This window comes from Maribacter thermophilus (genome assembly GCF_001020565.1).
Taxonomy (GTDB): Bacteria; Bacteroidota; Bacteroidia; order Flavobacteriales; family Flavobacteriaceae; genus Maribacter; species Maribacter thermophilus.
Genome location: NZ_LDAS01000001.1, coordinates 1,952,680 through 1,978,268 on the forward strand (window position 1 = coordinate 1,952,680; position 25,589 = coordinate 1,978,268).

A 25,589-nucleotide genomic window follows, 5' to 3' on the forward strand; every position below is an offset into this window, starting at 1 on the left:
ATTATTTTTCACTATCGCAACACCCATTTATTTTTTTTTGAAATCTTTTAATACGCCTTGGCAAAAAGCACCCTTTTTGAAGAGCTTTTTCCCGTTACGATACACTTACCTTCCTCATCTCTAGAATCTAGCGGAATGCACCTAATTGTGGCCTTTGTCTCTTGTTTAATAAGCTCTTCGGTTTCTGGTGTCCCATCCCAATGGGCAGAAATAAAACCTCCCTTTTCCTCTAAAACTTTTTTAAACTCATCGTATGTTTCAACTTCGGTAATGTGCTCTTTTCTATAGTCCAATGCTTTTTGATAGATATTCTTTTGAATATCTTCCAATAAAAATTCTATTTTAGAGATAACATCGTCCATTGGTACCGTTGTTTTCTCCAAAGTATCTCTTCTAGCGACTTCAAAAGTGCCATTTTCCATATCTCTTTTACCTATAGCCAACCTTATAGGTACCCCCTTGAGCTCATATTCGTTAAACTTAAAACCAGGTTTTTGCGTGTCCCTATCATCATATTTGACAGAAATACCTTTCTCCCTAAGTTCTTTTACAAAAGGCATAACTTTTTCAGAGATGGTCTCCAACTGTTCCAATCCTTTATAAATAGGAACTATTACCACCTGTATTGGCGCCAATTTTGGAGGCAACACCAAACCATTGTCATCACTATGGGTCATTACCAGTGCCCCCATCAACCTAGTGGAAACTCCCCATGAGGTTGCCCACACATATTCTTTTTGACCTTCTTTGTTTGCAAATTTCACATCAAAGGCTTTCGCGAAATTTTGTCCTAAAAAATGTGACGTACCCGCTTGCAAAGCTTTCCCATCTTGCATCAATGCCTCTATACAATAGGTTTCTACCGCTCCTGCAAAACGTTCGCTTTCGGTCTTAACCCCTTTAATTACCGGCACGGCCATGTGATTCTGGGCAAAATCAGCATATACGTTCATCATTTGTTCCGCCTCCGCTATGGCTTCTTTTTCCGTAGCATGGGCCGTATGTCCTTCTTGCCATAGGAATTCGGCAGTTCTTAAAAACAACCTTGTACGCATTTCCCAACGCACAACATTGGCCCATTGGTTTATTAATAAAGGTAAATCTCTATACGATTGCACCCATTTTCTGTAAGTATCCCAAATAATGGTTTCAGAGGTAGGCCTTACAATTAGCTCTTCTTCCAATTTTGCCTCGGGATCCACGATTATTCCGCTACCATCTTCTGCATTCTTTAACCTATAGTGGGTCACCACAGCACATTCTTTGGCAAACCCCTCTACATGACTTGCCTCTTTACTTAAATATGATTTAGGTATAAAAAGAGGAAAGTAAGCATTCTCATGCCCTGTTTCCTTGAACATTTTATCCAATCCGGCCTGCATCTTCTCCCATATGGCAAAACCATAGGGTTTAATTACCATGCAACCTCTTACACCAGAATTCTCGGCCAGATCTGCCTTTACCACCAGCTCGTTATACCACTTAGAATAGTCTTCGCTTCGTTTCGTTAATTTTTTACCCATTGTACGGAGTTTGGCACAAAACTTGTGCTTATTAAAGAAAATAATTCGGTAAAACTAGTTATTTTTAGTATGTTCAACAATATAATTTTAGACCGATGATATATTCTATACCCCACAAAAAGTATTTTTACCCTTCAGTGGTTGCCATATTGGCGTTATTGGTGGTTTCTTGCGGTTCTTATCAACCCGTTTCCTATTACGATAACGACGGTATTTATTCCGATGGCCCCACAAGAATTGTTGAACGTAACCCACAAAGGCAAAACAACACGCAAATACAGGATGAATCCAATACCTACTCAGAGTATTTTGGCCAAAAGGCCAATCAATATGATGAAATATTGGATAGCGAAATTTTTACGGATGTAGACTCTTATTCCAGTAATTACCAAAACGATAGTATTCCTCAAGATCAATTGACAGATTATTACGATAACCCAAACGACTATGAGGGTTATGGAGGTTGGGGAGACAACACTACCGATGTAAGCATCAATATTTACAACAATGGTTGGAACAACTGGGGTGGATATTACGGATGGGGATGGGGATGGAACACCCCATACTATGGTTACGGATGGGGATGGAACAACCCATGGAGATGGAACCGATGGAACAATTGGGGCTGGTCTGGCTATTATGGTTATGTAGGATACTATGGCAATATTTGGTATCCATCCTACGGATGGGGCTACCCCTATTATGGCCGTAACTATGCATATTCACACAATAGAACTCGCCGTGGCTATTACAGCAACCGCATAACCTCCAACAACAGTGGTATTGCCACTGCCTTAAGAGGAAGATCTAATGTATCAACTAGAGGCAATTCGCCTCGATACAGAAGTACGACTGCACGTACCTCTACAAACACCCGTTCTACTTCGGCCCGTAGCAACTCTACAACCTATAGAAGAACAGTTGGCGTTGACCAGAACAAGGCATATAGGACAAGCAGAAGTACCAGAACAACCCCTAGATACTACAGTTCTTCAAGATCAAATTCGTACAGAAGTGGATCGTCTACCACAACCGGCAGAACAAGTAGAACGGTAATACCAAGAACCTCTACCTACCGAAGCTCAAGCAGCACAAAAGGTAACACTTATAATAGTTCTGGACGTAGCTCTAGCAGTAGAAGTTATAGCTCTGGACGCAGTTCTAGCGGTAGAAGTTATAGTTCTGGACGCAGCTCTAGCAGCTCAAGGGGCTCTAGCGGTAGTGTAAGAAGTTCAAGTAGTAGCTCAAGATCCTCTTCCTCTGGAAGCCGTGGGCGAAGCAATTAATCATTCTAGAATTTATTAAAGATTAAAGAAAAGACTAATGAAAAGATATTTCACTTTCATCATGTTATCCCTATGTCTTATAGGCAACGCCCAAAATATAAACGACATTCTTAGGTACGGAACGGAAAGCCTTCAGGGGACTGCTCGGTTTCAGGCTATGGGAGGTGCTTTTGGAGCACTGGGAGGAGACTTATCATCCCTTAACATTAACCCGGCCGGATCTGCCGTATTCAACAATAGTTTAATTACAATATCTGCCACCAATTATTACAGGGACAACGATGCCGTGTATTTTGACAGACTTAACAATACCACGGTAAACGATCTTGATATCAACCAAATTGGGGGAGCCTTTGTTTTTAAGAACACCAACGACAATTCTGATTGGAAAAAATTCACTCTTGCCTTTAATTATGATGTTGTAGAGAATTTCGACGATGAATTTTACGTCTCGGGCAACAGCAACCAAGGTATAGACAACTATTTTCTTAATTATGCACAAGGTGTACCTTTTGGAGCCATCTTAAGACAAGAAGGCGAATATATAGAGAATGCCTATTTAGATATTGGAGCCACCCAAGGTTTTGGGGACCAACAAGCTTTCTTAGGCTATTATGGAGGTATCATAGACCCTCTTGCAGCAGATGACGCCAACACAGATTACGTAAGTAATGCCAGTTACACTACGGTAAACCAGCAATTTTTAAGAAATACTACCGGATACAATAGTAAATTTACCTTAAATGCCGCTTCGCAGTATAAGGATAACCTTTACATAGGAGCTTCTTTAAACTTTCACAGTATTGTCTACGATCAATATGACGAGTTTACCGAAAATGGTTACGATTCTGGCTCTGCAATACAACGCACCACCTTTGACAACTTTTTACACTCCGAAGGAAATGGCTTCTCGTTCAGCATAGGAGCCATAGCAAAACTAAACGAATATGTGCGTTTGGGAGGAAGTTACCAATCTCCTACCTGGTATCGATTAACGGATGATTTCTCTCAAAGGATCAACTCGGATTTGGCGGATGAAGATATAGGTTTTATCAATTTTAATGTCGTAAACCTTTTTGACACCTATACGATCAAAACACCTGCAAAGGTAACAGGAAGCTTAGCCTTTGTTTTTGGCAAAAACGGACTTCTTAGTTTTGATTATGGTTATCAAGACTTTTCACAAGCTGAATTGCGCCCAAAAAACGATGCTAATTTTCAAAGTGTAAACGATCAAGTGTCCAGTGAATTAAGTGCCGTTTCTACCTTTAGATTGGGAGGTGAATACAGAATTGGCATGTTTAGCCTTAGAGGTGGCTACATATTTGAACAAAGCCCATATGCCAACGGAACCACGATTGATGACCTTAACGGAATATCAACAGGAGTTGGTTTTAATTTTGGCGGCAGTAGATTGGACCTTGCCATTAACAGAACCGAACAAGATGTAAACGAAAGCCTGTTCAACACCGGCATTACCACCCCAGCAATGGTCAATAGGGTAAATACGAATGCCACACTTAGCTACACCATAAACTTTTAAAAGAAAAAAGAATTGCAAAAAAAGGGGCGTTGTTCAACGCCCCTTTTTTTATCTCTTTAATGCAAAATGTGTCTTTCGTGTTTTGGCGACCAACACACCTGCTTCCTCTTCTTGATACTCAAAACGGAACCAGTAATCGGTAGACGGCATTTGCTTGCCATTATAGGTGCCGTCCCAACCTTCGGTAGCCCCCAATTGTTTCAACAATTTTCCGTAACGATCAAAAATATAAACGACCGGATCTGCCAAAGTTTCAATTCCCCTTACATTCCATTCATCATTAACTCCATCTGCATTCGGTGTAAAAAACTTTGGATAAGCGACTACCAAGAATTCTATAGGTTCGGTAGTACCACAACCGTTTTTATCATTTATAATTACCGTATTAATACCTGGTGGAACATCTCTAAATACGGGGTCGTCCTGAAATACACCTCCATTGATAGCATATTCATAATCACCGTTACCCACAACATTGAACTCAATATCGTTTCTATCGGGGTCCACCGATAAATTTGTATCTAAAATTGTAACAGGGTTGGTCGGATCCAATTCGGGAACACCATAAAATGTGATTAGAATACCCCCTTCATCGGCAACGGTCGGTGGAGAACCAAGCCCTGTGGTTATCGTAGCAAAATACCTGCCCGAATTAGGGCTCGCCACAACTAGTTCTGCACCATACGGACCAGAACCAACCAAGGTATCGTCTATAACCCCATCATCGTCATAATCTACCGTCCACTCTACACTGGCAATATCATTGCCTACAGGAGAGTTCAGTGCACTGAGCGTAATATCGGGGTCACCCTCACAAGCAGCAATATCAAAACCTAAAAACTCATCCCGTAAAGAACAGTCCAAGGCCGAGTTTTGATCCTCATCAACAGAACTCCCTGTAAAGGTCAACATAAAAGGTTCTGCCTCATCATCAAAATTAGTATTGAAATTATTTATTAGGATAAAATAGATTTCACCCGGTTGTACATAAAGCCACTCATCATAGGTATTTTGACTTCCGATCAAGAAAGGCGCGCCTTCTTGTCCGCTTTCCGGATTCACCCCTATTCCTGTAAAGTTGGTATCGTTTACCTCATAATTACAACGTATGGGCTCCGATGTTCCGTCCCCAATGATAGAGCAGAAATTTTCTCCACTAGTTTCATCATAGGGGCCATAAACTGCAAAATCCCATTCAGCGGTAGGCGTACTATTGCCCCCGGACGGCAGTGCCTCTATATCAAAACCGACCTGCCCCCCGGTACCGGCCCTAAAAACATACCAAGCCGTGTTATTTTCTATGTTGGCAGAACTGATGCTTCCCTTTTCTAAACACCCTGATTGGGTAATAACCTCAGGATCAAAATCCTCAATATCCCCTCCTCCATCGGCCAAGCCCATTATAGGCTGATCTGCACAAACAGGTATAGCAGTTCTACAATCTGGAGAATTTTGAGCATTAGCGTCCCATAAAAACAGGAACAGACAGCAGGTTACACAAAAAAGTGTTCGCATAATTAAGTGGGGCTATTTATACTTTAACGTATATAATAACTTTATTAGCGTCAGTTTAGTATCTTACAACGGATTTTTATGCACTTAATCGACAAACAACATACCTACACTGCCTTTATCGCTTGATACTGAAATGACTATTGATATGTTTCGCTATTTTTGTTAGACCACTGGCGTCGGTATATGAAAGTTTAAACCAATAATCTGTAGACGGCATGGGCACCCCATTAAATGTACCGTCCCAACCAGGGCCATCTCCTCTCATTTGATATAATAATTTACCGTACCTATCATAAATGGTAACCACCGGATTTTCTATAACGCTAAGACCTTCCACCTTCCATGTATCATTTGCACCATCTCCGTTTGGAGTAAAAAACTTGGAAAAACCAACAATTACCAACTCCTCCATATCTATACCACATCCATTTAAATCGGCAACCGATACAGTATGTACGCCTGGAAGCAAATTATAGAACACAGGTTGCCCCTGTGGCATGCCATCATCCAATTGATATTCGTAATGTCCGTTTTCTTCCGTCAATATGATAACGGTATTATCATCATCCATATATTGAGTTTCTATATCTAATATAACCGGAGGTTTGGAAAAGACCACCGTCACCGAACGCTCCGTCATACAACTGACACCACCTTGAGTATTGATAGCCATTAAAGAGTAGACACCTTCTTGATCAACGGTTATTTGAGAAGAGGTATCCCCTGTACTCCACATATATTCATATGCACTATTTGAATTTTCTTGTCCTATAGTCGCAAAAGGAGCATCTTCACATATATAAATTTCGGCAGAAAAATCTAATTGGGGAGTTTCTATCCCATGAATCGTAAATGAATCCGAAACATCAAAACAGTTTGTGTTTTCAACAGAAGCGGTTCTAATATAAATCGTCTGCAAAGCCGTATTGGGCACATAGTTATCGGGCAAAGGATCAATACCGTTTATGGCATCGGACATAGTTTTATGAAATGTAACCCTAAAATCATCGGCATTCTGGCTCCCCAACGCTTCCTTTTTCTTTATTGATAAATCAAAAACGCTATCATCCAAACATACCCATTCATCACTCACAGCTTCGGTAACCGGCATTTTGGAAAAAGCTACCTGAACATCGCTAACAATATTAAAACCGGACGGTACCATTACCACCACTCTATACAGGGCAGAAACCGTAGGTTGTATAGTTGGGCCATTTTCCGAAAGAAGACGCTGATAGCCACTACCCGTATCCATATACCATTCGTAACCAATAGCATCCGTTGTAGCAGCATTAAGTTCTACCGCTTCCCCTTCACATACGGCCATTGGTGCCCCAAGTAGATTATTTATGATAGAGCAGTCTAAGGCAGTATACGGAAACTCGACAAAAATATTACCGGAAAACTGTATAGAGAATCCTGAATTGTTGTTACTGTAATTATTGATGAACAAATAATATTCTTCACCAGACTCCACTTGTAGGTAATCATCATATTGAAAATTATCGACCCCCGTAGGGTCTTCCCCAAAACCGGTATAAGTGTTATTGTCCGAATTATCAAAATAATTGCAACGCACGGGCTCCCCTAAATTATTGCAGTCATCGGTTTTGTAAAGGGCAAAATCCCAATCCTCAGAAACATCAAAACCTATATTGATCCCCAATTCACCACTCTCACCTGTCTTAAAACGATACCAAGCAGAATTGGATTCTATGGTTCCGGACCCCTGTTTTATACAGCCAGATATAGAGGCTCCGTTAAAATCATCTACACCATACCCATCTGTACCCTCATTTATAGGGGTATTATTACATATAGGAATAGCATTGGCACAATCGGCAGAAACCTGGGCCACACCGATATAAATACCAAAAAAGAATGTAATTAAAAAAGCAACACTAAAACGTGTCATAAAGGATGTATGATTGATAAACGCAAAAATAATGGCCACTTGACCTTAACACTAATTTATGTTGTGTAACACCTAGGTAGTATTATAAAGTGCGATATAATGTATATCTTTGCCCCTTGTTAAAGTTTATTTCAAATGAAAATAGAGGGTACATTGGAAGAACAGTTTGAACAGATGGGAGAAGATCATATTTCTTCATCTGAAGATACTCCGTTAAGAAAGGATGCATTTATCCTTAGTGATGACGAGAAAATGGAAAGAATCGAAAATAGTGTTCGAGACATTCTTTTGACCCTCGGCATGGATTTAGACGATGACAGCTTAAAAGGAACCCCTCACAGGGTAGCGAAGATGTATGTCAAAGAAATTTTTGGCGGATTAAATCCGGTTAAAAAACCAAAATCGTCCACTTTTGATAATAAGTATAAATATGGCGAAATGTTGGTAGAAAAGAACATCACCTTGTATTCTACCTGCGAGCATCACCTATTACCAATTGTTGGTCGTGCACATGTGGCCTATATATCAAAAGGCTCAGTGGTAGGTCTTTCAAAAATGAACAGGATCGTTGACTATTATGCTAAAAGACCCCAAGTTCAAGAACGCCTTAACATACAAATTGTTAGAGAGCTACAAGAGGTCTTGGGAACAGAAGATGTGGCCTGTGTCATAGATGCAAAGCATCTTTGTGTAAACTCTAGGGGAATCCGTGATATAGAAAGTAGTACCGTTACTGCCGAATATGGAGGTAAATTTAAAGAGGAAGCCGTAAGAAACGAGTTCCTTGAATATATTAACATGGAAACTAAGTTTTAATCCTTTCCACGACAATGCATCTGTACCAACAGCAAACGATCAAAATACACAATTCACTTACCGGCAAAAAAGAAGTATTCGTTCCCTTAAACGAAGGACATATTGGAATGTATGTTTGTGGACCAACGGTTTACAGCAACGTCCATTTAGGCAATTGCCGAACCTTCATGTCCTTTGATATGATTTTTAGGTATTTCAAACACCTGGGGTACAATGTTCGTTATGTACGTAACATTACGGATGCAGGGCATTTGGTAGACGATGCAGAAGAAGGAGAGGACAAGATTGCAAAAAAAGCACGCTTAGAACAATTAGAACCTATGGAAGTGGTACAGCGATACACTGTGGACTTTCATAATATTTTAGAGAAATTCAACTTTCTACCACCAAGTATCGAGCCTACGGCGACCGGCCATATTATAGAGCAAATAGAAATTATAAAAGAAATTCTTGAAAAAGGTTTCGCTTATGAAAGAAATGGTTCTGTGTATTTTGATGTTGTCAAATTCAACGAAAGCCATGAGTATGGTAAGCTTAGCGGTAGAAAATTAGAGGATATGATTGCCAATACTCGCGAATTGGCCGCTCAGGACGATAAAAAAAGCCCTCAAGATTTTGCCCTTTGGAAAAATGCCGAACCACAACATATAATGAGATGGCCCTCACCTTGGGGTGATGGCTTCCCTGGGTGGCACCTAGAATGTACCGCTATGAGTACAAAATACTTGGGAGAAACATTCGATATACATGGCGGTGGTATGGATCTAAAATTTCCGCATCACGAATGTGAGATCGCCCAAGCAGAAGCTTGCAACGGCCATTCTCCCGTTAGGTACTGGATGCATGCCAATATGCTTACCCTGAACGGTAAAAAGATGGCCAAGTCTACAGGCAACAGCATACTGCCGGGAGAAATATTCTCAGGTGAGAACGATATTCTAAGTAAGCCCTTTTCCCCATCTATGGTGCGATTCTTTATGATGCAGGCACACTACACTAGTATCTTGGATATTAGCAATGATGCCTTATTGGCATCGGAGAAAGGATTCAACAAGCTTATGGAAGCCATCGGCTCCATAAAATCTTTACCAGAAGGAAAAACGACTGATTTTAATGTAACAGAATGGAAACAGGCATGTTATGATGCCATGAACGATGATTTTAACACTCCCATCTTAATCGCCAAACTGTTCGATGCCGTAAAACACATCAACCTAATAAAAGAAGGCTCTGAAACCATCACTGCCAGCGACAAGGAATTGCTCATGCAAACAATGCACGACTTTACCTTTGATATACTAGGGCTGGAAAACAAACAAAGTTCCAATGTTGATTCAGAAAAACTTAGTGGTGTGGTAGAGCTCTTGATAGAACTACGTAAAGAAGCTAGGGAAAATAAAGATTTCGCTACCTCCGATAAAATAAGGGACCAATTGGCCGATCTGGGTATTCAGTTAAAAGACGGAAAAGAGGGAACTACCTATAGTCTATAATTATATTTGATATTTTATTTTTTTGATAGTCGCCTGGTATTCACCAGGTGACTGTTGCTGTCTGTTTTTAAAAACCCTATTAAAATAAGATCTGCTCTCAAACCCACACTGCATGTACACATCTTTAATAGATAGGTCAGGGTTTTGCAATAGGCCTACGGCCAATTTAATGCGTTCGTTATTTATAAACTCGATAGGTGATACGCCCAGCTCTGTTTTAAATACCCTGTAAAAATGAGATGGACTCATATATGCCATTTTACTTAGGTCATCTACATGTAAAGGCTCGTACAAATGTTCTCTTATGTACCTAATTACATGTGACAACCTATTCTCCCTATTGATCGACATTTGAGAAGTTGTATATATCTTACGCTCATTTGTCTGTAATATTCTAATAATCAGTTCACGTAACATATTGTCAACAAAGAAATCTTTTGAAGGATGGTTTTCTGAAAAAAGAAAAAGGAGTCGCTGTAGTATTTGATATATACCTTGGTCGTTTACAAAATGAAAATTATAATCCATTAGGCTCCACTCCTTCTTATCGTCCTTAGCCATACTTTCGTTCATAAACCGTAAGACATTCTTGATTTTCTCTTCAGAAATAGCGATTGCCAAGCAACGGGTGGGTTTTTTAGATTTCGCCTCCGGAAAATCTATATACATAGTTTCATTTGCAGGTAAGATCAAAGACTCTCCGGGCAAGTAATCAAAAGACTCATAATCTCTAAGGTGCATTACCTTTTTACCTTCTATCATACTGGTCAAAACCGGTTGATCAAACTGTAAAAGTACCCGTTCTGCCTCTTTGTGGGTCTCAAAAACATGCATTGCGGCATTTTTTAAAGTAAAAGAAGTCTGGTTTTCTACCATATTCTCTAGCCTTCTTTCTTTAAAAAAACTATCTGACAGCTTTAGCATTATCTAACTTTAATTATTTAATGATTATGAAATTTACAAAAAAATACCCTTAAAAAAATCATAATAATAAGTAATGATAGAATTGTTCACATTATTAATAGAATTCTTCAATTTATTCAAAATATGCTAATGTACTTTTAGGAAAACCAAAAATTATCTATTGGTATACAAATCTAAATGTTAACTTTTAAATCCTTAATTAGATATGAGCAATACAGCAACAGTGGCGCAAGATGTGCTACAAAAACCACAGTTTAAAAACCAGTACGAGAACTTTATTGGAGGTAAATGGACATCTCCGGTAAAAGGCGAATATTTCGAAAATACTTCTCCCGTAGACGGAAAAGCATTCACAAAGATCCCAAGATCAACGGCAGAAGACATTGAAAAAGCTATAGATGCAGCATGGGAAGCCGCCCCTTCATGGAACAATTCATCGGCCACAAAACGCAGTAATCTGTTATTGAAGATTGCCGATATTATGGAACAAAATCTAGAGATACTTGCAAGGGCAGAAACTTGGGACAACGGAAAAGCGATTAGAGAAACTAGAGCAGCGGACCTACCATTGGCTATTGATCATTTTCGTTACTTCGCAGGTGTCATAAGGGCCGAAGAAGGCTCTGTCAGTGAATTGGACAGCAGTACAGTAGCCTTGAACGTTACCGAACCACTTGGTGTGGTAGGCCAAATAATACCTTGGAACTTTCCTATTCTTATGGCGGTTTGGAAATTGGCTCCCGCATTGGCCGCAGGTAACTGTGTTGTCTTAAAACCCGCCGAGCAAACCCCTGTTAGTATATTGGTTTTAATGGAACTTATAGAAAATATACTACCTGCCGGTGTTCTTAACATAGTTAACGGTTTCGGTGCAGAAGCAGGTAAACCACTAGCCTCTAGCCCACGCATAAACAAAGTTGCATTTACCGGCGAAACAACAACAGGGCAATTGATCATGCAATATGCCTCAAAAAATATTACACCGGTAACACTAGAGTTAGGAGGCAAATCTCCAAACATATTCTTTGAGAGTATCATGGATGCCGATGACGAATTTTTCGACAAGTGCATAGAAGGTGCCAATATGTTCGCTCTTAACCAAGGTGAAATATGTACGTGCCCTTCTCGAATGCTTGTTCAAGAAAGTATTTATGATGCCTTTATAGAAAGGGTCATAGAAAGAACCAAAGCTATAAAAATGGGACACCCACTAGATCCCAATACTATGATGGGCGCACAAGCCTCTAGCGACCAATTCGAAAAAATACTAAGCTATATCGAAATTGGAAAAGAAGAGGGTTGCGAAGTGTTGACCGGAGGAGCCCAAGCATATAACGAAGGTTTGGAAGGAGGATATTACATACAGCCCACCATCCTTAAGGGAAATAACAAAATGCGCGTTTTCCAAGAGGAAATATTTGGCCCCGTACTATGTGTTACCACCTTTAAGGACGAAGCCGAGGCTATTGAAATTGCCAACGATACCCTTTATGGTCTTGGTGCCGGTGTATGGACAAGAGACAATCACCAGGCGTACATGATACCTAGAGCTATCAAAGCTGGTAGAGTTTGGGTCAATTGTTATCACCTATACCCTGCCCACGCACCTTTTGGAGGATATAAGAAGTCTGGTATCGGTAGGGAAAACCACAAAATGATGCTTGCCCATTACCGCCAGACCAAAAACATGCTTATCTCTTACGATAAAAAAGCCATGGGATTCTTTTAATCAAAAACCATAAATGAAAGTAAAAAGAGTACTTGTAAGCGATGAAGCGGCCGAAGTCATCAGAAGCCTAAAAGAGGAACACGGAGAGTTAATGTTTCATCAAAGCGGAGGATGTTGCGATGGATCATCCCCAATGTGCTTTGAAAAGGGAGAATTAATGATCGATGACAACGATGTTTGGCTGGGCACTATTGAAGGCTGTGAATTTTATATTTCACAGGATCAATTCGAATACTGGAAACACACCCAGTTGACAGTTGATGTAACTCCTGGCAGAGGAGCCAGTTTTTCGTTGGAAATTCCCTTAGGCTTACGTTTTATTGTAAAGTCAAGACTTTATACACCTGAAGAGGCCAAGCAATTGGAGCCTATCAGGATTGGCGTGTAATTTTGGTTGTTACATTTAATTTGCCTAAAACCCGCATGGTAGCATGCGGGTTTTTTGTTTTTAAAGCCCCATTATTTTACATTAACTTAGTACCCCAAATATTTGCATTGAAATTTTCCCTAAAAAAAATATTGATCGCCCCTTTTGTTCTATTGGTCAGATTTTACCAATTGGCTATATCTCCCTATACACCGGCTACGTGCAGGTATTCTCCCACTTGTTCGCAGTATACTTTAGAGGCCTTAAAAAAACATGGCCTTTTTAAAGGCGGATGGTTGGCCATCAAAAGAATTCTTAGTTGCAACCCTTGGGGAGGAAAAGGTTACGACCCCGTCCCCTGAAATTTTGTGCAAATGGCAGTGATGGAGTGTTGTTTCGTATAATTTAATCTATCGTATTTACGTATCTTAGCTCCTCAAAATAATTAATATGAATTTTTTGGGAATTACCTGGAATCCTAATGAAACCCTATTTAATATTGGCTTCATTCAAATAAAGTATTATAATTTGTTGTGGATTATAGCTTTCGCTTTGGGATGGTATCTTATGAAAAAGATATTCGCCAATGAAAAAAAGTCGGTAGAACAATTAGATTCACTTTTTATACATACCGTTCTCGGAACCATGCTAGGGGCCAGATTGGGTCACGTAATATTCTACGATTGGCCCTATTACAAAAATCACTTGGTGGAAATTCTGCTGCCTATTAGGGAAAGTGAAACCGGAAGCTTACTTTTTGGACTCATTGACGGCTATGAGTTTACCGGTTTTACCGGTTTGGCCAGCCATGGGGCTACAATAGGAGTTATTCTAGGTATGTGGCTATATACCAGAAAGTACCCTGAATTTAATTTGTTATGGATTCTTGACCGTATGGTGGTTCCCTTTTCCATAGGTGCATTCTGCGTTCGATTGGGGAACTTTTTTAATTCGGAAATTAATGGAAAGGTAGTAGACGAGTCTTTTATTTTCGCTACAAGGTTCATACGTGATTCCGATGACCTACACCCCTCTAAAGCCTTGGCCATTACAAAAGAAAAAACATTGAACGCTGCATACGATGCCATTGAGAACAACCCTAAGTTTTCACAATATTTGGCCGAAATACCCTATAGGCACCCTGCCCAGCTTTACGAAGGTGTGTGCTACATTTTTGTGTTTATACTTCTCTATTACCTTTATTGGAAAACAGACAAAAAGAATAAATTAGGCTATTTACTAGGTGTATTCCTGGTATTGCTTTGGACCGTACGCTTCTTTGTAGAATTTGTTAAGAAGAGCCAAGGCGGGTTCGAAGAGTCTTTAGGTCTTTTATCTACAGGGCAATGGTTGAGTATTCCATTTATTTTGATCGGTCTTTACCTAATGTTCAGACCAGCTAAAAACTAACCCCCGGCTTTTATGAGACCCTATTATTTTTTACTTATCGTAACAGCTGTTTGTATCACATCTTTTGTTTCTTGTAAACAAGAAGAGAAAAAAGTGATAAAGACCGAGCCCATCAGTTTTACAAAAGAAGGTGAGCTAACTATTTACAGAGCCGAAACAGATTCGCTTTTAATACATATGGACATTGAAATTGCCGAGACCGACTACGAAACCCAAACAGGCCTCATGTACCGTAAAGGAATGGAAACCGATCAAGGAATGCTCTTCATTTTCCCCGATGTTGCCATGCATTCGTTCTATATGAAAAATACTGAATTTCCACTAGATATAATCTATATAGACGAAAACCTAAAAGTAGCAAGCATACACAAGAACGCAAAACCGCTAAACGAAGATGGCATTTCTTCTCAGGTACCAGTACAATACGTGCTAGAAATCAACGCCGGTCTTTCCGATACATGGAAAATTAAGATCGGGGATAAAATTGATTACACTCGAAGTTAGGACAATGAAGTTTCTTTTGGAAGGCGAAAGGACCCAAAGGTTAACATTTAGAAAATTTACCCCTCTTGATTATGCCGCCTGGCTACCCTTTCACCAAAACAAGGCGTCTTCTCAATTTTGGTCGGGTGTGCCAAAAGAGCCCGATATAGCCTGCAAACAACAGTTTAAAGGTATTTTTGAAAGATACGACAACAACCAAGGAGCAATGAACGCCCTAGTGGACAGCAACAGCCATGCCTTAATAGGTATGTGCGGACTATTGATACAAGAGGTAGACGGTGTTAGCGAATTGGAAATAGGCTATTCTATTTTACCCGAACATTGGAGACGCGGTTATGCATACGAAGCCGCAAAAAAATGCAAAGAGGTTGCCTTTAAAAATAAATGGGCCACACATTTAATTTCCATTATCCATATAGACAATATTGCCTCTCAAAAAGTAGCCTTAAAAATTGGAATGCAAATAGAAAAAACGATCACCTACAAAAACAATCCTGTTCATATATACAGGGTGGACAGATAACAATATGGAACACTGGGGTATTTTTATAGACAATCAATCAAATAAATCGCAGTTCATAAATGCTGTGCATAATAACGAGTTAGAAGTTTTTCAGAGTTACAAAACTTTAAAAGGGGCCTTGTTCTCTCCTATAGCGTTAAAACGGTTTATAGACGAAGAGGAAAGGCACGACGCCAAACTTATATCAAATAGCGGCCAATCATTAAAATCGATGTCTAGCGGAGAGCAAAAAAAAGCGCTTCTTTCCCATATCTTAAAGACGTCTCCTGACTATATCATACTCGACAATCCGTTTGATAATCTAGATACCGATTTTCAAGAAGAGCTAAAACATCTTTTAACCAACCATTCAAAAAATATAGGTTTTATACAACTGGCAAGCCGAAAATCGGATATGCTTCCATTTATAACCAAGTATGGCAAATTGGATAAAAACAATTTTACCATAATAAACAATGATATCGTAAAAGAATCGGATTTGGACCCCGACATATTCAAAGGCAGCATACCCCCTCCTATCGATATTATTTCCATAGAGGGCAACAACTTAATCAAGTTCACCGATGTTACCGTCTCCTATGGAGACAAAACGATTATCAAGAACATTGATTGGAAAATCAATAAAGGGGAATTTTGGCAACTTATAGGTAAAAATGGATCCGGCAAGACAACACTGTTATCCATGATAACGGGTGACAACCCTAAAGCATTCGGTCAAAATATTTATTTGTTCGGAAACAAAAAAGGGTCTGGCGAAAGTGTATGGGAGATAAAACAAAAGATTGGATATTTCTCACCTGCAATGACCGATAAGTTTTCGGGAAGGCATTCTATAGAAAACATGTTAATTTCTGGTCTAACGGACTCTATTGGCCTTTACACTACTCCTACAGAGGTACAAAAAAGAATCATAAAGCAATGGCTTGTTCTTTTAAACCTATGGGATAGGCGCAATGTACTGTTCAATGAACTTTCTTTAGGGGAACAGCGGTTGATCATGACAGTACGGGCCATGGTAAAGCATCCTCCATTACTTATATTGGACGAACCTACAAGTGGCATGGACGATTATTCGGCTAAAATTCTGGTCAACCTTGTCAATAAAATGGCGAACGAATCAAATACCACTATCGTTTTTGTAAGCCACCGTGAAGAAGCAGGCCTTAAACCTACAAAGATATTTCAGTTAACCAAATCTGATAATGGTTCTACAGGAACCGTTCTTATAACCTAAAACAAACTTTTGTAACAAAAAAAACGGCGTCCATAAGAACGCCGTTTTTTGTTGAGTGTTAGTTGTATTCCTAATTAATTCGAAGTACCTTCTTTTGTTATTTTTTTACTCAAGGCATCGTACATAACCGGTGTTGCAATAAACACAGAAGAATAAGTACCTATAACCACACCTACGATCATTGCAAACATAAATCCTCTTAACGACTCACCTCCAAAAATGAAGATTGCCAATAATACTACCAAGGTAGTAAGAGAGGTATTTAACGTTCTTCCTAAAGTACTATTGATGGCAGAGTTGATGTTTTCTCCACCTTTCCATCCGCGCTCCGCGATAATCTCACGAATACGGTCGAACACAACCACGGTATCGTTCAACGAATAACCAATTACGGTTAATATAGCCGCAATGAATGCCTGATCTATTTCCATATTAAAAGGCATTATTTTTCCTAAAAGAGAGAATACTCCCAATACGATCATAACATCATGGAAAACTGCGACAACGGCACCTAAAGAGAATTGCCATCTACGGAATCTGAACAATATATAAAGGAATACTACCGCCAAAGAGCCAAGAATTGCCAAAAATGCATTGTTCTTAATATCATCGGCTATTGTAGGCCCTACTTTTATTGATTGTAAAATTCCGATGGACTTATCACTGCTTCCAACAGTAAATTCTTCTTTAGAAAGCCCGTCTGGAAGATATTTTTGCAAGGTGGTATATAGTTTATCCTGGATCTCGGTATCCACTTCTATACCTTCAACATCTACCTTATACGGAGTTGTAATCTTAATTTGGTTCGCCTCGCCAAAAGTCTTAACATTGGTACCGCTACCGAACACGGTATTTAATTCCGATGCAATTTCAGATGGATTTACGGCCTTCTCAAAACGTACTGTATAAGAACGTCCACCTATGAAATCTACACCTTGTTGCAAGCCTGGTCCAAAAAACAACGAGACTATTCCAACAATCACTAGGATACTGGAAAGCACATAGGCAATTTTTCTTTTTACCAAGAAATCGATATCAAGGTTTTGGAACAGCCCTTTAGTAATACCAGTACTGAAGTCCAAAGTTCTTCCTTTACCATCTATATACCAATCTACCAATAACCTAGTAATAAAAATTGCGGTAAATAATGAGGTTATAATACCTATTAACAAGGTAGTGGCAAAACCTTTTATAGGTCCGGATCCAAATATGAACAAAATTATTGCAGTTAAACCTGTGGTTATGTTGGCATCCAATATAGAGGAGAGTGCGTTTCCAAAACCATCTGCAACGGCCTGACTCTTACCCTTTCCTTTTGCCAATTCTTCTTTGATACGCTCAAATATAAGTACGTTGGCATCCACAGACATACCAATGGTAAGTACGATACCCGCTATACCAGGTAGCGTTAGCACGGCATTTAAACTTGTTAACACTCCAAAAATCAAAAGAATGTTCAACAAAAGCGCTACATCTGCAAAAGCACCTGCCTTACCATAATAGAATATCATCCACAACAAGACGATACCCATGGCAATGGCAAATGACATAAAGCCACTGTCGATTGCTTCTTGCCCCAATGAAGGCCCAACTATCTCTGACTGAATGATTTCTGCGGATGCAGGTAACTTACCAGCCCTAAGAACATTGGAAATATCCTTTGTCTCGTTTACCGTAAAGTTTCCTGTTATTTCTGAACGACCTCCAGATATAGGTCCTGAAGATACTCCCGGAGCCGTGTATACTTTATTATCCAATACAATGGCAATTCCCGTTTGGTTATTATAGGCATCACCTGTAAGTTTTTCCCATTCCTTAGCACCTTTGGCATTCATCGTCATAGACACCGCTGGCTTACCGAACTGATCAAAGTCTGCACGCGCATCACTAACAACATCTCCACTAATTCGTGGTATGCCGTCTCTATTGGATTTTAACGCATATAGATCTACTACTTCTGTATCTTCGGTAGCTGGGCGCTCCCAAACAAATTTTGTAAACTGAATATCGGCAGGTAACAACCTTCTAATCTCTGGCATTCTCAAATAAGAGCCGATTGTTGCGGTATCTTTTATTGCCGCACGGAACATGGCATGTGTTCCAGGGTTTGCAGGAATCAACAACTCATATAATGGGTTCACCTGTGTTGCCATCTCCAAAGAATCCGCAGAAACATCGGACAATAAAGAATCGAGTTCGGATTCTTCTTTTACCTGTTCAGGTTTATCGACCTTAACGATCTCTTTTAATTTTTCGTTCGCTTGGATCAAAAAGGTGCTAAAACTAGGATTACTCTGTTTATAGGTTTCCCAAAACTCTAATTGTGCTGTACTTGAAAGTAAGTCTTGCGCACGGGCAATATCTCTAGCTCCCGGTAATTCTACCAATATACGTCCAGAATTACCTTCTCTTTGAATGTTTGGTTGGGTTACCCCAAAACCATCGATACGCTCTCTAAGTACTTCGAATGCAGAAACAACGGACTCGTCTATCTTTCTTCTGATAATAGGCTTCACCTCATCATCGGACATTTGAAAATTAATCTCGTCGCTCAGTCCTTTATTCGCAAAAATATCTGGAGAAGCCAACTTGGTATCACCTTTAATTTTATCAAATGCCTCAAAGAAAAGCTCTATATAGGTATCATCACTGTTTTTAGAAGCAGAATCCGCATCGGCCAAGGCTTTGTTAAAAACAGGATTCTTGGTATTGTTCGCCAAGCCTTTCAATATATCTTTTACAGATATCTGTAGTGTTACGTTAATACCTCCCTTAAGGTCAAGACCTTTGTTCAGTTCCTTCTTTTTAGCCTCGTTATAAGTGGTATAACCCAAAATAGGATTCGCCCCAATGGAATCTAAATAACTGGCTTCCATTTCTTCCCTTTTGGATACGTAGTTCTCCTCAGATTCAGAAATACGGCTTGCGGCAAACAAGGCCGCCTCTTTTTCAACTTTATTGGTAATAAAAGTATAGGATAGCTGGTAGATACTAACTAACCCGAATAATAAAGCAAAAAGCTTTATAAGTCCTTTATTTTGCATTTTACTAGTTTATTTAATTTATGTTGATTACGATTATATGCATTTAAAAACCAAGGCAATAATTTTTACAAAAAGTAAATACGTTGTTCCCTTAGTAAAGTTCTTTATTTGGAATTAGCAATTCCTCTACACATAAGGCCCTGCTCGTACTTCAGGAATTGTTTGTGAAGTGTTATCTATTGCTATTGCAATATCTGTATGTATCTTAAAGGCTAAATCTACAATAGCATTTTGTTCAAAAACCAATATACCGTTAAACGGTAAAACTATCGGATTGGAAATTCTGTTATTGTCCTGCTTTTGTACCGAAACCAAGGTGCCGTTCAAAACCATACCATGATCGGCTTGCTGTTGCAGGTCGGATACTACTATACTATACTTTTCTGGAAATTTCTTTTTTGGATGATCTGAAGGGGATTCGTCTTCATTGGATAAGACAAGTTGGTTTTCATCCGAGAGAAACTTCTTAACACTATCCGCATCCAAATCGCTGTAATAGCGAATACTTAATTGTCTGCCATCATTTTCAACTACCTCAATAGCATCGACACCTAAGACCTGTAATTTTTTTGTTATTACAGCCAAGACCTCTTCATGGGCAGTTTCCGAAGCTATTTCTACGTCTGCAAATTCTAATGAAATTTGTTGATTAGAAGCTTTCTTTTGCCCTTGACTTAGCCCAAGTAAGGCCAGAATAATAAATAGCGTACTTACGCACCATTTTGCATTCATGCGGCAAATATAAAAAGAAAAATATGCTAGGTAGTATATTTTTTACAATATATATACCTGAAGCATATCCTATTAAAAAGAAGAAACCCTCTATAGCCGGGCCATAAAGGGTTTCTTATATCTATGTGACAGATAGGTTATAACTCTAAAAGACCATTGGTTTTACTAACCCCAGCGGCACTTTCTTGCATTTTATTCTTTTCGGCATCGCTCAATGGTATATCTACGATTTGCTCAATTCCGTTTTTACCCAAAATAACAGGAACACCTATACAAATATCGTTTAAACCATATTCACCTTCCAATAAAGTAGAACAAGGGAACATTTTCTTTTGGTCACAAGCAATAGCTTGCACCAACGCCGAAACTGCCGCCCCTGGAGCGTACCAAGCACTGGTTCCCAATAATTTGGTCAATGTTGCACCTCCTACTTTGGTATCTTCGGCAACCTGTTGCAATCTTTCTTCAGATAAAAACTCGGAAACACGAATACTATTTCTGGTCGCATGGGAAGTCAAAGGAACCATTCCCGTATCACTATGGCCACCAATAACCATTCCATCAATGTCTGAAATCGGTGCTTCCATCGCCTCTGCCAATCGGTATTTAAAACGTGCACTATCCAAGGCACCTCCCATACCTATGATTCTATTTTTTGGCAAGCTGGTAGTTTTATGAACCAAATATGTCATTGTATCCATAGGGTTACTTACCACAATTATAATAACATTGGGCGAATGCTCTATAAGGCTACTGGAAACAGTCTTAACAATACCGGCATTAATACCGATCAACTCTTCCCTTGTCATACCCGGTTTTCTTGGTATACCAGAAGTAATTACCGCAATATCGCTATTTGCCGTTTTTGAATAATCACTGGTACTACCTGTAATTTTGGTGTCAAAACCGTTAAGAGAAGCGGTTTGCATCAAGTCCATGGCCTTCCCTTCGGCGTACCCTTCCTTAATGTCCAATATTACCACCTCAGATGCAAAATTTTTAATGGCGATGTATTCCGCACAACTTGCTCCTACTGCTCCTGCACCAACTACTGTAACTTTCATGTATCTATTTTTTTATGAATTAATTCTATATAAGATGAATGATCTTATGTTAAATGTTTAGCTCTTCAAAAATACTCAATTATTAACAAATTTTCTTATCTCAATATGCTAATAAAATGTGATAATATGCTTTTATAAAAATGACAAAAACTTACTATTCGTTAAAAAAAGAAGCAGTTCAACGAAGAAACAGAAAAATAACGACCATACATCGATTTTTAATAATAACAAATAATAGACTCCGTTAGTAACTGTGGACCCCAAATCCAAACAAAACCTACTTAACAATGAAAAAGTTCCTTTCATTAATGGCTATCTGTGCCATTATTTTTACGGCCAACTGTTCTCGAATAGAACAGAACAACGACCCTATTATAGGCATATGGTCCCAAGCGAAGACCGAATCTACCAGCAATGCAGCCAAAACCACCATTCGCAAAGAATGGATCTTCAACGATGTTTATTTAGGTAGATACCACGAAATAAACGGAAACGAAATAACCTTACAGACGGATTTCGCCTGGTCTAAGGAAGGTGATGCTTACACCATAGAATATAGAGGACTGGAAAACACTCCCCATCAAACCTTTAAAATTGTAACATCTGACGAAAATATTCTACTAAAACAAATTGATGGTGACGATATAGCCATTAGGGAATAAACAATTTTTACAGGGCCATGGGAAAGAGTCTGTTCGGAGCAATCTGGGCGGGCTCTTCATGTTTAGACTACCTTTCTTTAAAATTACGCTTTTACCTAAACCCGAAGTTTAGCCCAAAGTTAAATGTATTGAACTCACCAAGGGTATAATCGGCATTGATCCTAAAAAAACCAAGTTTCAATTTGGCACCAATATTTCCTGTGACCCCATTCACTTTTTTTGTAATGGAAAAAGGATCCACATAGGTTTCCGAAGTAAACGGACCGCTGGTGACCACATAGGTACCCAGAACATCCATAGTGGACTTACCGGTAACATACCCTAGGCCACCATAAAAATTGATTACGGGAAGCCTGGTCGACACCACGGCATTAAAAGCCCAGGTATTGATCTTTGCCTCTATACGCTGATCTTCTCCCTCTATAAGATCTGCGTCGGAAAAATCATAGTCACCGTTCACGGCAGTATATCCTATCACCGCCGATATGGCCACGGGCAACAATTTATCTGCCGGAAGAAGTTTTGTAAAATCGTGCTGCAACCCAAAACCTAACAGGCCTACCCTGGCACCTTCATACTCCAACTTTGGAAGAAAACGCGCTTTAATTTCCGTTCCCTTAATGAGCCCTACACTACCCTGTAGATATCCGGAAGGAACAAAATCTATACCCTCGCCCGAAAGCCCGGAAGGCAACTCAAACTCTTCCCTTACGTTTAAACCTGCTACTTGCCCCTCGACAAAAACCTCTACTCCATTAATATCTCCCAAAGCTGAAGAAACGTTTCTAGCAACTCCGGGGTTATCTACAAAATCTAAATTTTCGTAATCGTTGGGGTCCAACAAAAAGGTTCTTTTATCCTCTTTATTTTTAAAACCAGTAATGTTACCGATCAAAGAAATTTCAAATCCGCCCAGGGGTTTGGCATCTGCTGTGTTATACCAACCCGTAGCAAAATTATATACTACACTTTCTGAAAGTGGGGCCGTATAATCGGTTGCAAATTGCTCTGCATCTTCTACACCTGCAGCGAACACATCGTTAAAATCTGCCTGAGCGAACATTACCGAAAAACTACATGATAAAACTAGGGTACATAAACCTCTCATATTCTACGTTTTACCCAAAACTAAAAAACCTGCGCTTTGAACGCAGGTTTTTGTTGTATAAGTAGTGGTTTTTATGTGTCAATATTGGCATAGACAGCATTTTTCTCTATAAATTCTCTTCTTGGAGGCACTTCATCACCCATTAACATAGAAAATACCCGATCCGTTTCTGTAGCATTTTCAATAGTTATTTGGCGTAAAGTCCTGTGTTCTGGATTCATAGTAGTATCCCACAACTGCTCTGCATTCATTTCTCCAAGACCTTTGTATCGTTGGATACTTACACTCCCGTTATATGAATCCGCTATGGCATCCCTTTCCTCGTCGGTCCAGGCATATTGTTTTTTCTGCCCTTTTTTAACCAAGTATAAAGGTGGCGTGGCAATATACACATGTCCTCCCTCTATCAATTCTCTCATATATCTAAAGAAGAACGTAAGAATAAGCGTTTCTATATGGCTACCATCGACATCGGCATCACACATGATAACCACTTTATGGTAACGTAATTTTTCAAGGTTCAATGCCTTGCTATCGTCCTCTGTACCAATGGTTACCCCCAGAGCGGTATAGATATTCTTTATTTCCTCATTTTCAAAGACCTTATGTTGCATGGCCTTTTCAACGTTCAAAATTTTACCTCGTAAAGGCAAAATTGCCTGAAAATTTCTATCTCGTCCCTGTTTTGCAGTTCCACCTGCCGAATCACCCTCTACAAGAAACACTTCACATAACGCTGGATCTTGTTCTGAGCAGTCGGACAATTTTCCGGGCAGGCCACCTACGCTCATCACTGTCTTACGCTGTACCATTTCCCTTGCCTTGGTAGCCGCATGTCTGGCCTGGGCGGCCAATATTACCTTCTGCACTATTACCTTGGCATCATCCGGGTGTTCTTCCAAGTAATCGGTAAGCATCTCGGACACCGCCTGGCTCACAGCCGAGGAAACCTCTCTGTTCCCTAATTTGGTCTTGGTCTGCCCCTCGAACTGAGGTTCCGCCACCTTTACAGAAACTATGGCCGTTAATCCCTCGCGAAAATCATCTCCTTGAATCTCAAATTTCAATTTGTCCAACATACCGCTTGCATCGGCATATTTCTTCAAGGTGGTAGTAAGTCCTCTTCTAAACCCTGATAAGTGCGTTCCACCTTCATGGGTATTAATATTGTTCACATAAGAATGCAAATTCTCTGTGTAACTAGTATTGTAAATCATGGCAACCTCTACTGGAATGTTGTTTTTTTCACCCTCCATAGAGATTACGTTCTGTATCAAAGACTCTCGGTTACCGTCCAAGAATCGAACAAATTCCTTAAGACCTTCGTTAGAGAAAAAGGTTTCACCAACATACTCCCCTTTTTCATCTTTCTGACGCTTATCGGTTATAGTTATCTTAACCCCTTTGTTCAAGAAAGAAAGCTCACGCATCCTATTCGACAAAGTTTCATAACTATACTCGATCGTCTGGGTAAAAATGGTATTGTCCGGATGAAAGGTCACCTCGGTACCCCTTTCGGTAGTTTCCCCTATTCTTTTAACAGGATATAGCGCCTTTCCCCTTTCATATTCTTGTTGCCAAATAACACCGTCTCTGTAAACTGTAGCGGTCAAATGATCGGACAAGGCATTTACACAAGATACACCGACCCCATGAAGACCACCTGAAACTTTATAAGAATCCTTATCAAATTTACCACCGGCCCCTATTTTCGTCATTACCACCTCTAAAGCGGAAACACCCTCTTTTTTATGAAGGTCTACAGGAATACCCCTTCCGTTATCTCTGGTAGTTATGGAATTATCCTCATTGATTATTACACTGATAGTATCACAGTGCCCTCCCATAGCTTCATCTATGGAGTTATCCACCACTTCATAAACCAAGTGATGCAATCCACGGACACCTACATCTCCAATATACATAGATGGTCGCATGCGCACATGCTCCATTCCCTCCAACGCCTGTATACTATCCGCTGAATATTGCTTTTTATTTGCTTCTTCGCTCATAAATTAAGGTTGTTTTAACTTCAAATTTTGCAATCTTACAAATATACGGAATACCCCATAGAATCTGCTGTTTCTACGCTTTGAGCACCATCAAGTTATCAACAATAATTGTGGAAAATTACAGATATCCTTCTCTTTATATAAATCATGGCACTTTTTACAGGCGGTGGTATTCATTGTTGCCA

At 39.6% G+C, this 25,589-nt stretch carries 21 protein-coding genes; 12 read left to right on the top strand and 9 right to left on the bottom strand.

Annotated elements, in window-relative coordinates; genetic code table 11:
- Positions 1-47 precede the first annotated feature (47 nt).
- On the bottom strand, positions 48-1,523 hold the full coding sequence (proS, locus tag AB657_RS08465; RefSeq protein WP_047246094.1) for a proline--tRNA ligase: 1,476 nt from the start codon (positions 1,521-1,523) through the stop codon (positions 48-50).
- A gap of 95 nt (positions 1,524-1,618) precedes the next feature.
- Here proS and AB657_RS08470 point away from each other — a divergent pair, with 95 nt between their 5' ends.
- The gene (locus AB657_RS08470; RefSeq protein WP_047246095.1) at positions 1,619-2,809 is read left to right on the top strand and encodes a hypothetical protein; all 1,191 of its coding nucleotides are present in this window, start codon (positions 1,619-1,621) and stop codon (positions 2,807-2,809) included.
- Between the two features lie 37 nt (positions 2,810-2,846).
- Positions 2,847-4,352: an OmpP1/FadL family transporter gene (locus tag AB657_RS08475; RefSeq protein ID WP_047246096.1), complete on the top strand. Its 1,506-nt coding sequence runs from the start codon at positions 2,847-2,849 to the stop codon at positions 4,350-4,352.
- 48 nt (positions 4,353-4,400) lie between these two features.
- Here AB657_RS08475 and AB657_RS08480 read toward each other — a convergent pair whose 3' ends face one another.
- On the bottom strand, positions 4,401-5,867 hold the full coding sequence (locus tag AB657_RS08480) for a T9SS type B sorting domain-containing protein (RefSeq protein ID WP_047246097.1): 1,467 nt from the start codon (positions 5,865-5,867) through the stop codon (positions 4,401-4,403).
- Between the two features lie 115 nt (positions 5,868-5,982).
- Complete coding sequence (locus AB657_RS08485; RefSeq protein WP_047246098.1) at positions 5,983-7,782, bottom strand: T9SS type B sorting domain-containing protein; 1,800 nt, start codon at positions 7,780-7,782, stop codon at positions 5,983-5,985.
- Between the two features lie 135 nt (positions 7,783-7,917).
- Here AB657_RS08485 and folE point away from each other — a divergent pair, with 135 nt between their 5' ends.
- Positions 7,918-8,598 carry a GTP cyclohydrolase I FolE gene (gene folE / locus AB657_RS08490; protein ID WP_047246099.1) on the top strand — a complete coding sequence of 227 codons (681 nt, stop codon included), beginning with the start codon at positions 7,918-7,920 and terminating at the stop codon, positions 8,596-8,598.
- A gap of 14 nt (positions 8,599-8,612) precedes the next feature.
- The gene (gene cysS / locus AB657_RS08495; protein ID WP_047246100.1) at positions 8,613-10,091 is read left to right on the top strand and encodes a cysteine--tRNA ligase; all 1,479 of its coding nucleotides are present in this window, start codon (positions 8,613-8,615) and stop codon (positions 10,089-10,091) included.
- On the opposite strand, the gene AB657_RS08500 is transcribed toward cysS, so the two are convergent.
- Positions 10,092-11,015: an AraC family transcriptional regulator gene (locus tag AB657_RS08500; RefSeq protein WP_047246101.1), complete on the bottom strand. Its 924-nt coding sequence runs from the start codon at positions 11,013-11,015 to the stop codon at positions 10,092-10,094.
- Positions 11,016-11,220: 205 nt separating this feature from the next.
- Here AB657_RS08500 and exaC point away from each other — a divergent pair, with 205 nt between their 5' ends.
- The 7 genes from exaC to AB657_RS08535 all read left to right on the top strand — a co-directional run bounded on the left by exaC (position 11,221) and on the right by AB657_RS08535 (position 16,782).
- A complete protein-coding gene (gene exaC, locus AB657_RS08505; RefSeq protein ID WP_047246102.1) occupies positions 11,221-12,744 on the top strand; it encodes an acetaldehyde dehydrogenase ExaC in 1,524 nt (507 codons plus the stop codon).
- 13 nt (positions 12,745-12,757) lie between these two features.
- The gene (locus tag AB657_RS08510; RefSeq protein WP_047246103.1) at positions 12,758-13,132 is read left to right on the top strand and encodes a DUF779 domain-containing protein; all 375 of its coding nucleotides are present in this window, start codon (positions 12,758-12,760) and stop codon (positions 13,130-13,132) included.
- A 107-nt stretch (positions 13,133-13,239) separates the two neighbouring features.
- The gene (gene yidD / locus AB657_RS08515) at positions 13,240-13,473 is read left to right on the top strand and encodes a membrane protein insertion efficiency factor YidD (protein WP_047247888.1); all 234 of its coding nucleotides are present in this window, start codon (positions 13,240-13,242) and stop codon (positions 13,471-13,473) included.
- Positions 13,474-13,561: 88 nt separating this feature from the next.
- The gene (gene lgt, locus AB657_RS08520) at positions 13,562-14,521 is read left to right on the top strand and encodes a prolipoprotein diacylglyceryl transferase (protein WP_047246104.1); all 960 of its coding nucleotides are present in this window, start codon (positions 13,562-13,564) and stop codon (positions 14,519-14,521) included.
- Between the two features lie 12 nt (positions 14,522-14,533).
- Entirely contained in the window at positions 14,534-15,025 is a 492-nt protein-coding gene (locus tag AB657_RS08525; RefSeq protein WP_047246105.1) for a DUF192 domain-containing protein, read from the top strand.
- A gap of 4 nt (positions 15,026-15,029) precedes the next feature.
- A complete protein-coding gene (locus tag AB657_RS08530; RefSeq protein ID WP_047246106.1) occupies positions 15,030-15,548 on the top strand; it encodes a GNAT family N-acetyltransferase in 519 nt (172 codons plus the stop codon).
- Between the two features lie 4 nt (positions 15,549-15,552).
- Complete coding sequence (locus tag AB657_RS08535) at positions 15,553-16,782, top strand: ATP-binding cassette domain-containing protein (RefSeq protein WP_047246107.1); 1,230 nt, start codon at positions 15,553-15,555, stop codon at positions 16,780-16,782.
- Positions 16,783-16,856: 74 nt separating this feature from the next.
- On the opposite strand, the gene secDF is transcribed toward AB657_RS08535, so the two are convergent.
- From secDF to mdh, 3 genes are all read right to left on the bottom strand, one after another.
- Positions 16,857-19,826 carry a protein translocase subunit SecDF gene (secDF, locus tag AB657_RS08540; RefSeq protein WP_047246108.1) on the bottom strand — a complete coding sequence of 990 codons (2,970 nt, stop codon included), beginning with the start codon at positions 19,824-19,826 and terminating at the stop codon, positions 16,857-16,859.
- A gap of 126 nt (positions 19,827-19,952) precedes the next feature.
- On the bottom strand, positions 19,953-20,558 hold the full coding sequence (locus AB657_RS08545) for a hypothetical protein (protein WP_047246109.1): 606 nt from the start codon (positions 20,556-20,558) through the stop codon (positions 19,953-19,955).
- A 137-nt stretch (positions 20,559-20,695) separates the two neighbouring features.
- Entirely contained in the window at positions 20,696-21,622 is a 927-nt protein-coding gene (gene mdh, locus AB657_RS08550; protein WP_047246110.1) for a malate dehydrogenase, read from the bottom strand.
- A 287-nt stretch (positions 21,623-21,909) separates the two neighbouring features.
- Between mdh and AB657_RS08555 the strand changes: the two genes are divergently transcribed.
- Positions 21,910-22,284, top strand: a complete 375-nt coding sequence (locus tag AB657_RS08555) for a hypothetical protein (RefSeq protein ID WP_047246111.1) — start codon at positions 21,910-21,912, stop codon at positions 22,282-22,284.
- A 91-nt stretch (positions 22,285-22,375) separates the two neighbouring features.
- Here AB657_RS08555 and AB657_RS08560 read toward each other — a convergent pair whose 3' ends face one another.
- Both AB657_RS08560 and gyrB read right to left on the bottom strand, forming a co-directional pair.
- A complete protein-coding gene (locus AB657_RS08560) occupies positions 22,376-23,392 on the bottom strand; it encodes a DUF6588 family protein (protein ID WP_047246112.1) in 1,017 nt (338 codons plus the stop codon).
- Positions 23,393-23,463: 71 nt separating this feature from the next.
- A complete protein-coding gene (gene gyrB / locus AB657_RS08565) occupies positions 23,464-25,404 on the bottom strand; it encodes a DNA topoisomerase (ATP-hydrolyzing) subunit B (RefSeq protein ID WP_047246113.1) in 1,941 nt (646 codons plus the stop codon).
- Positions 25,405-25,589 lie beyond the last annotated feature (185 nt).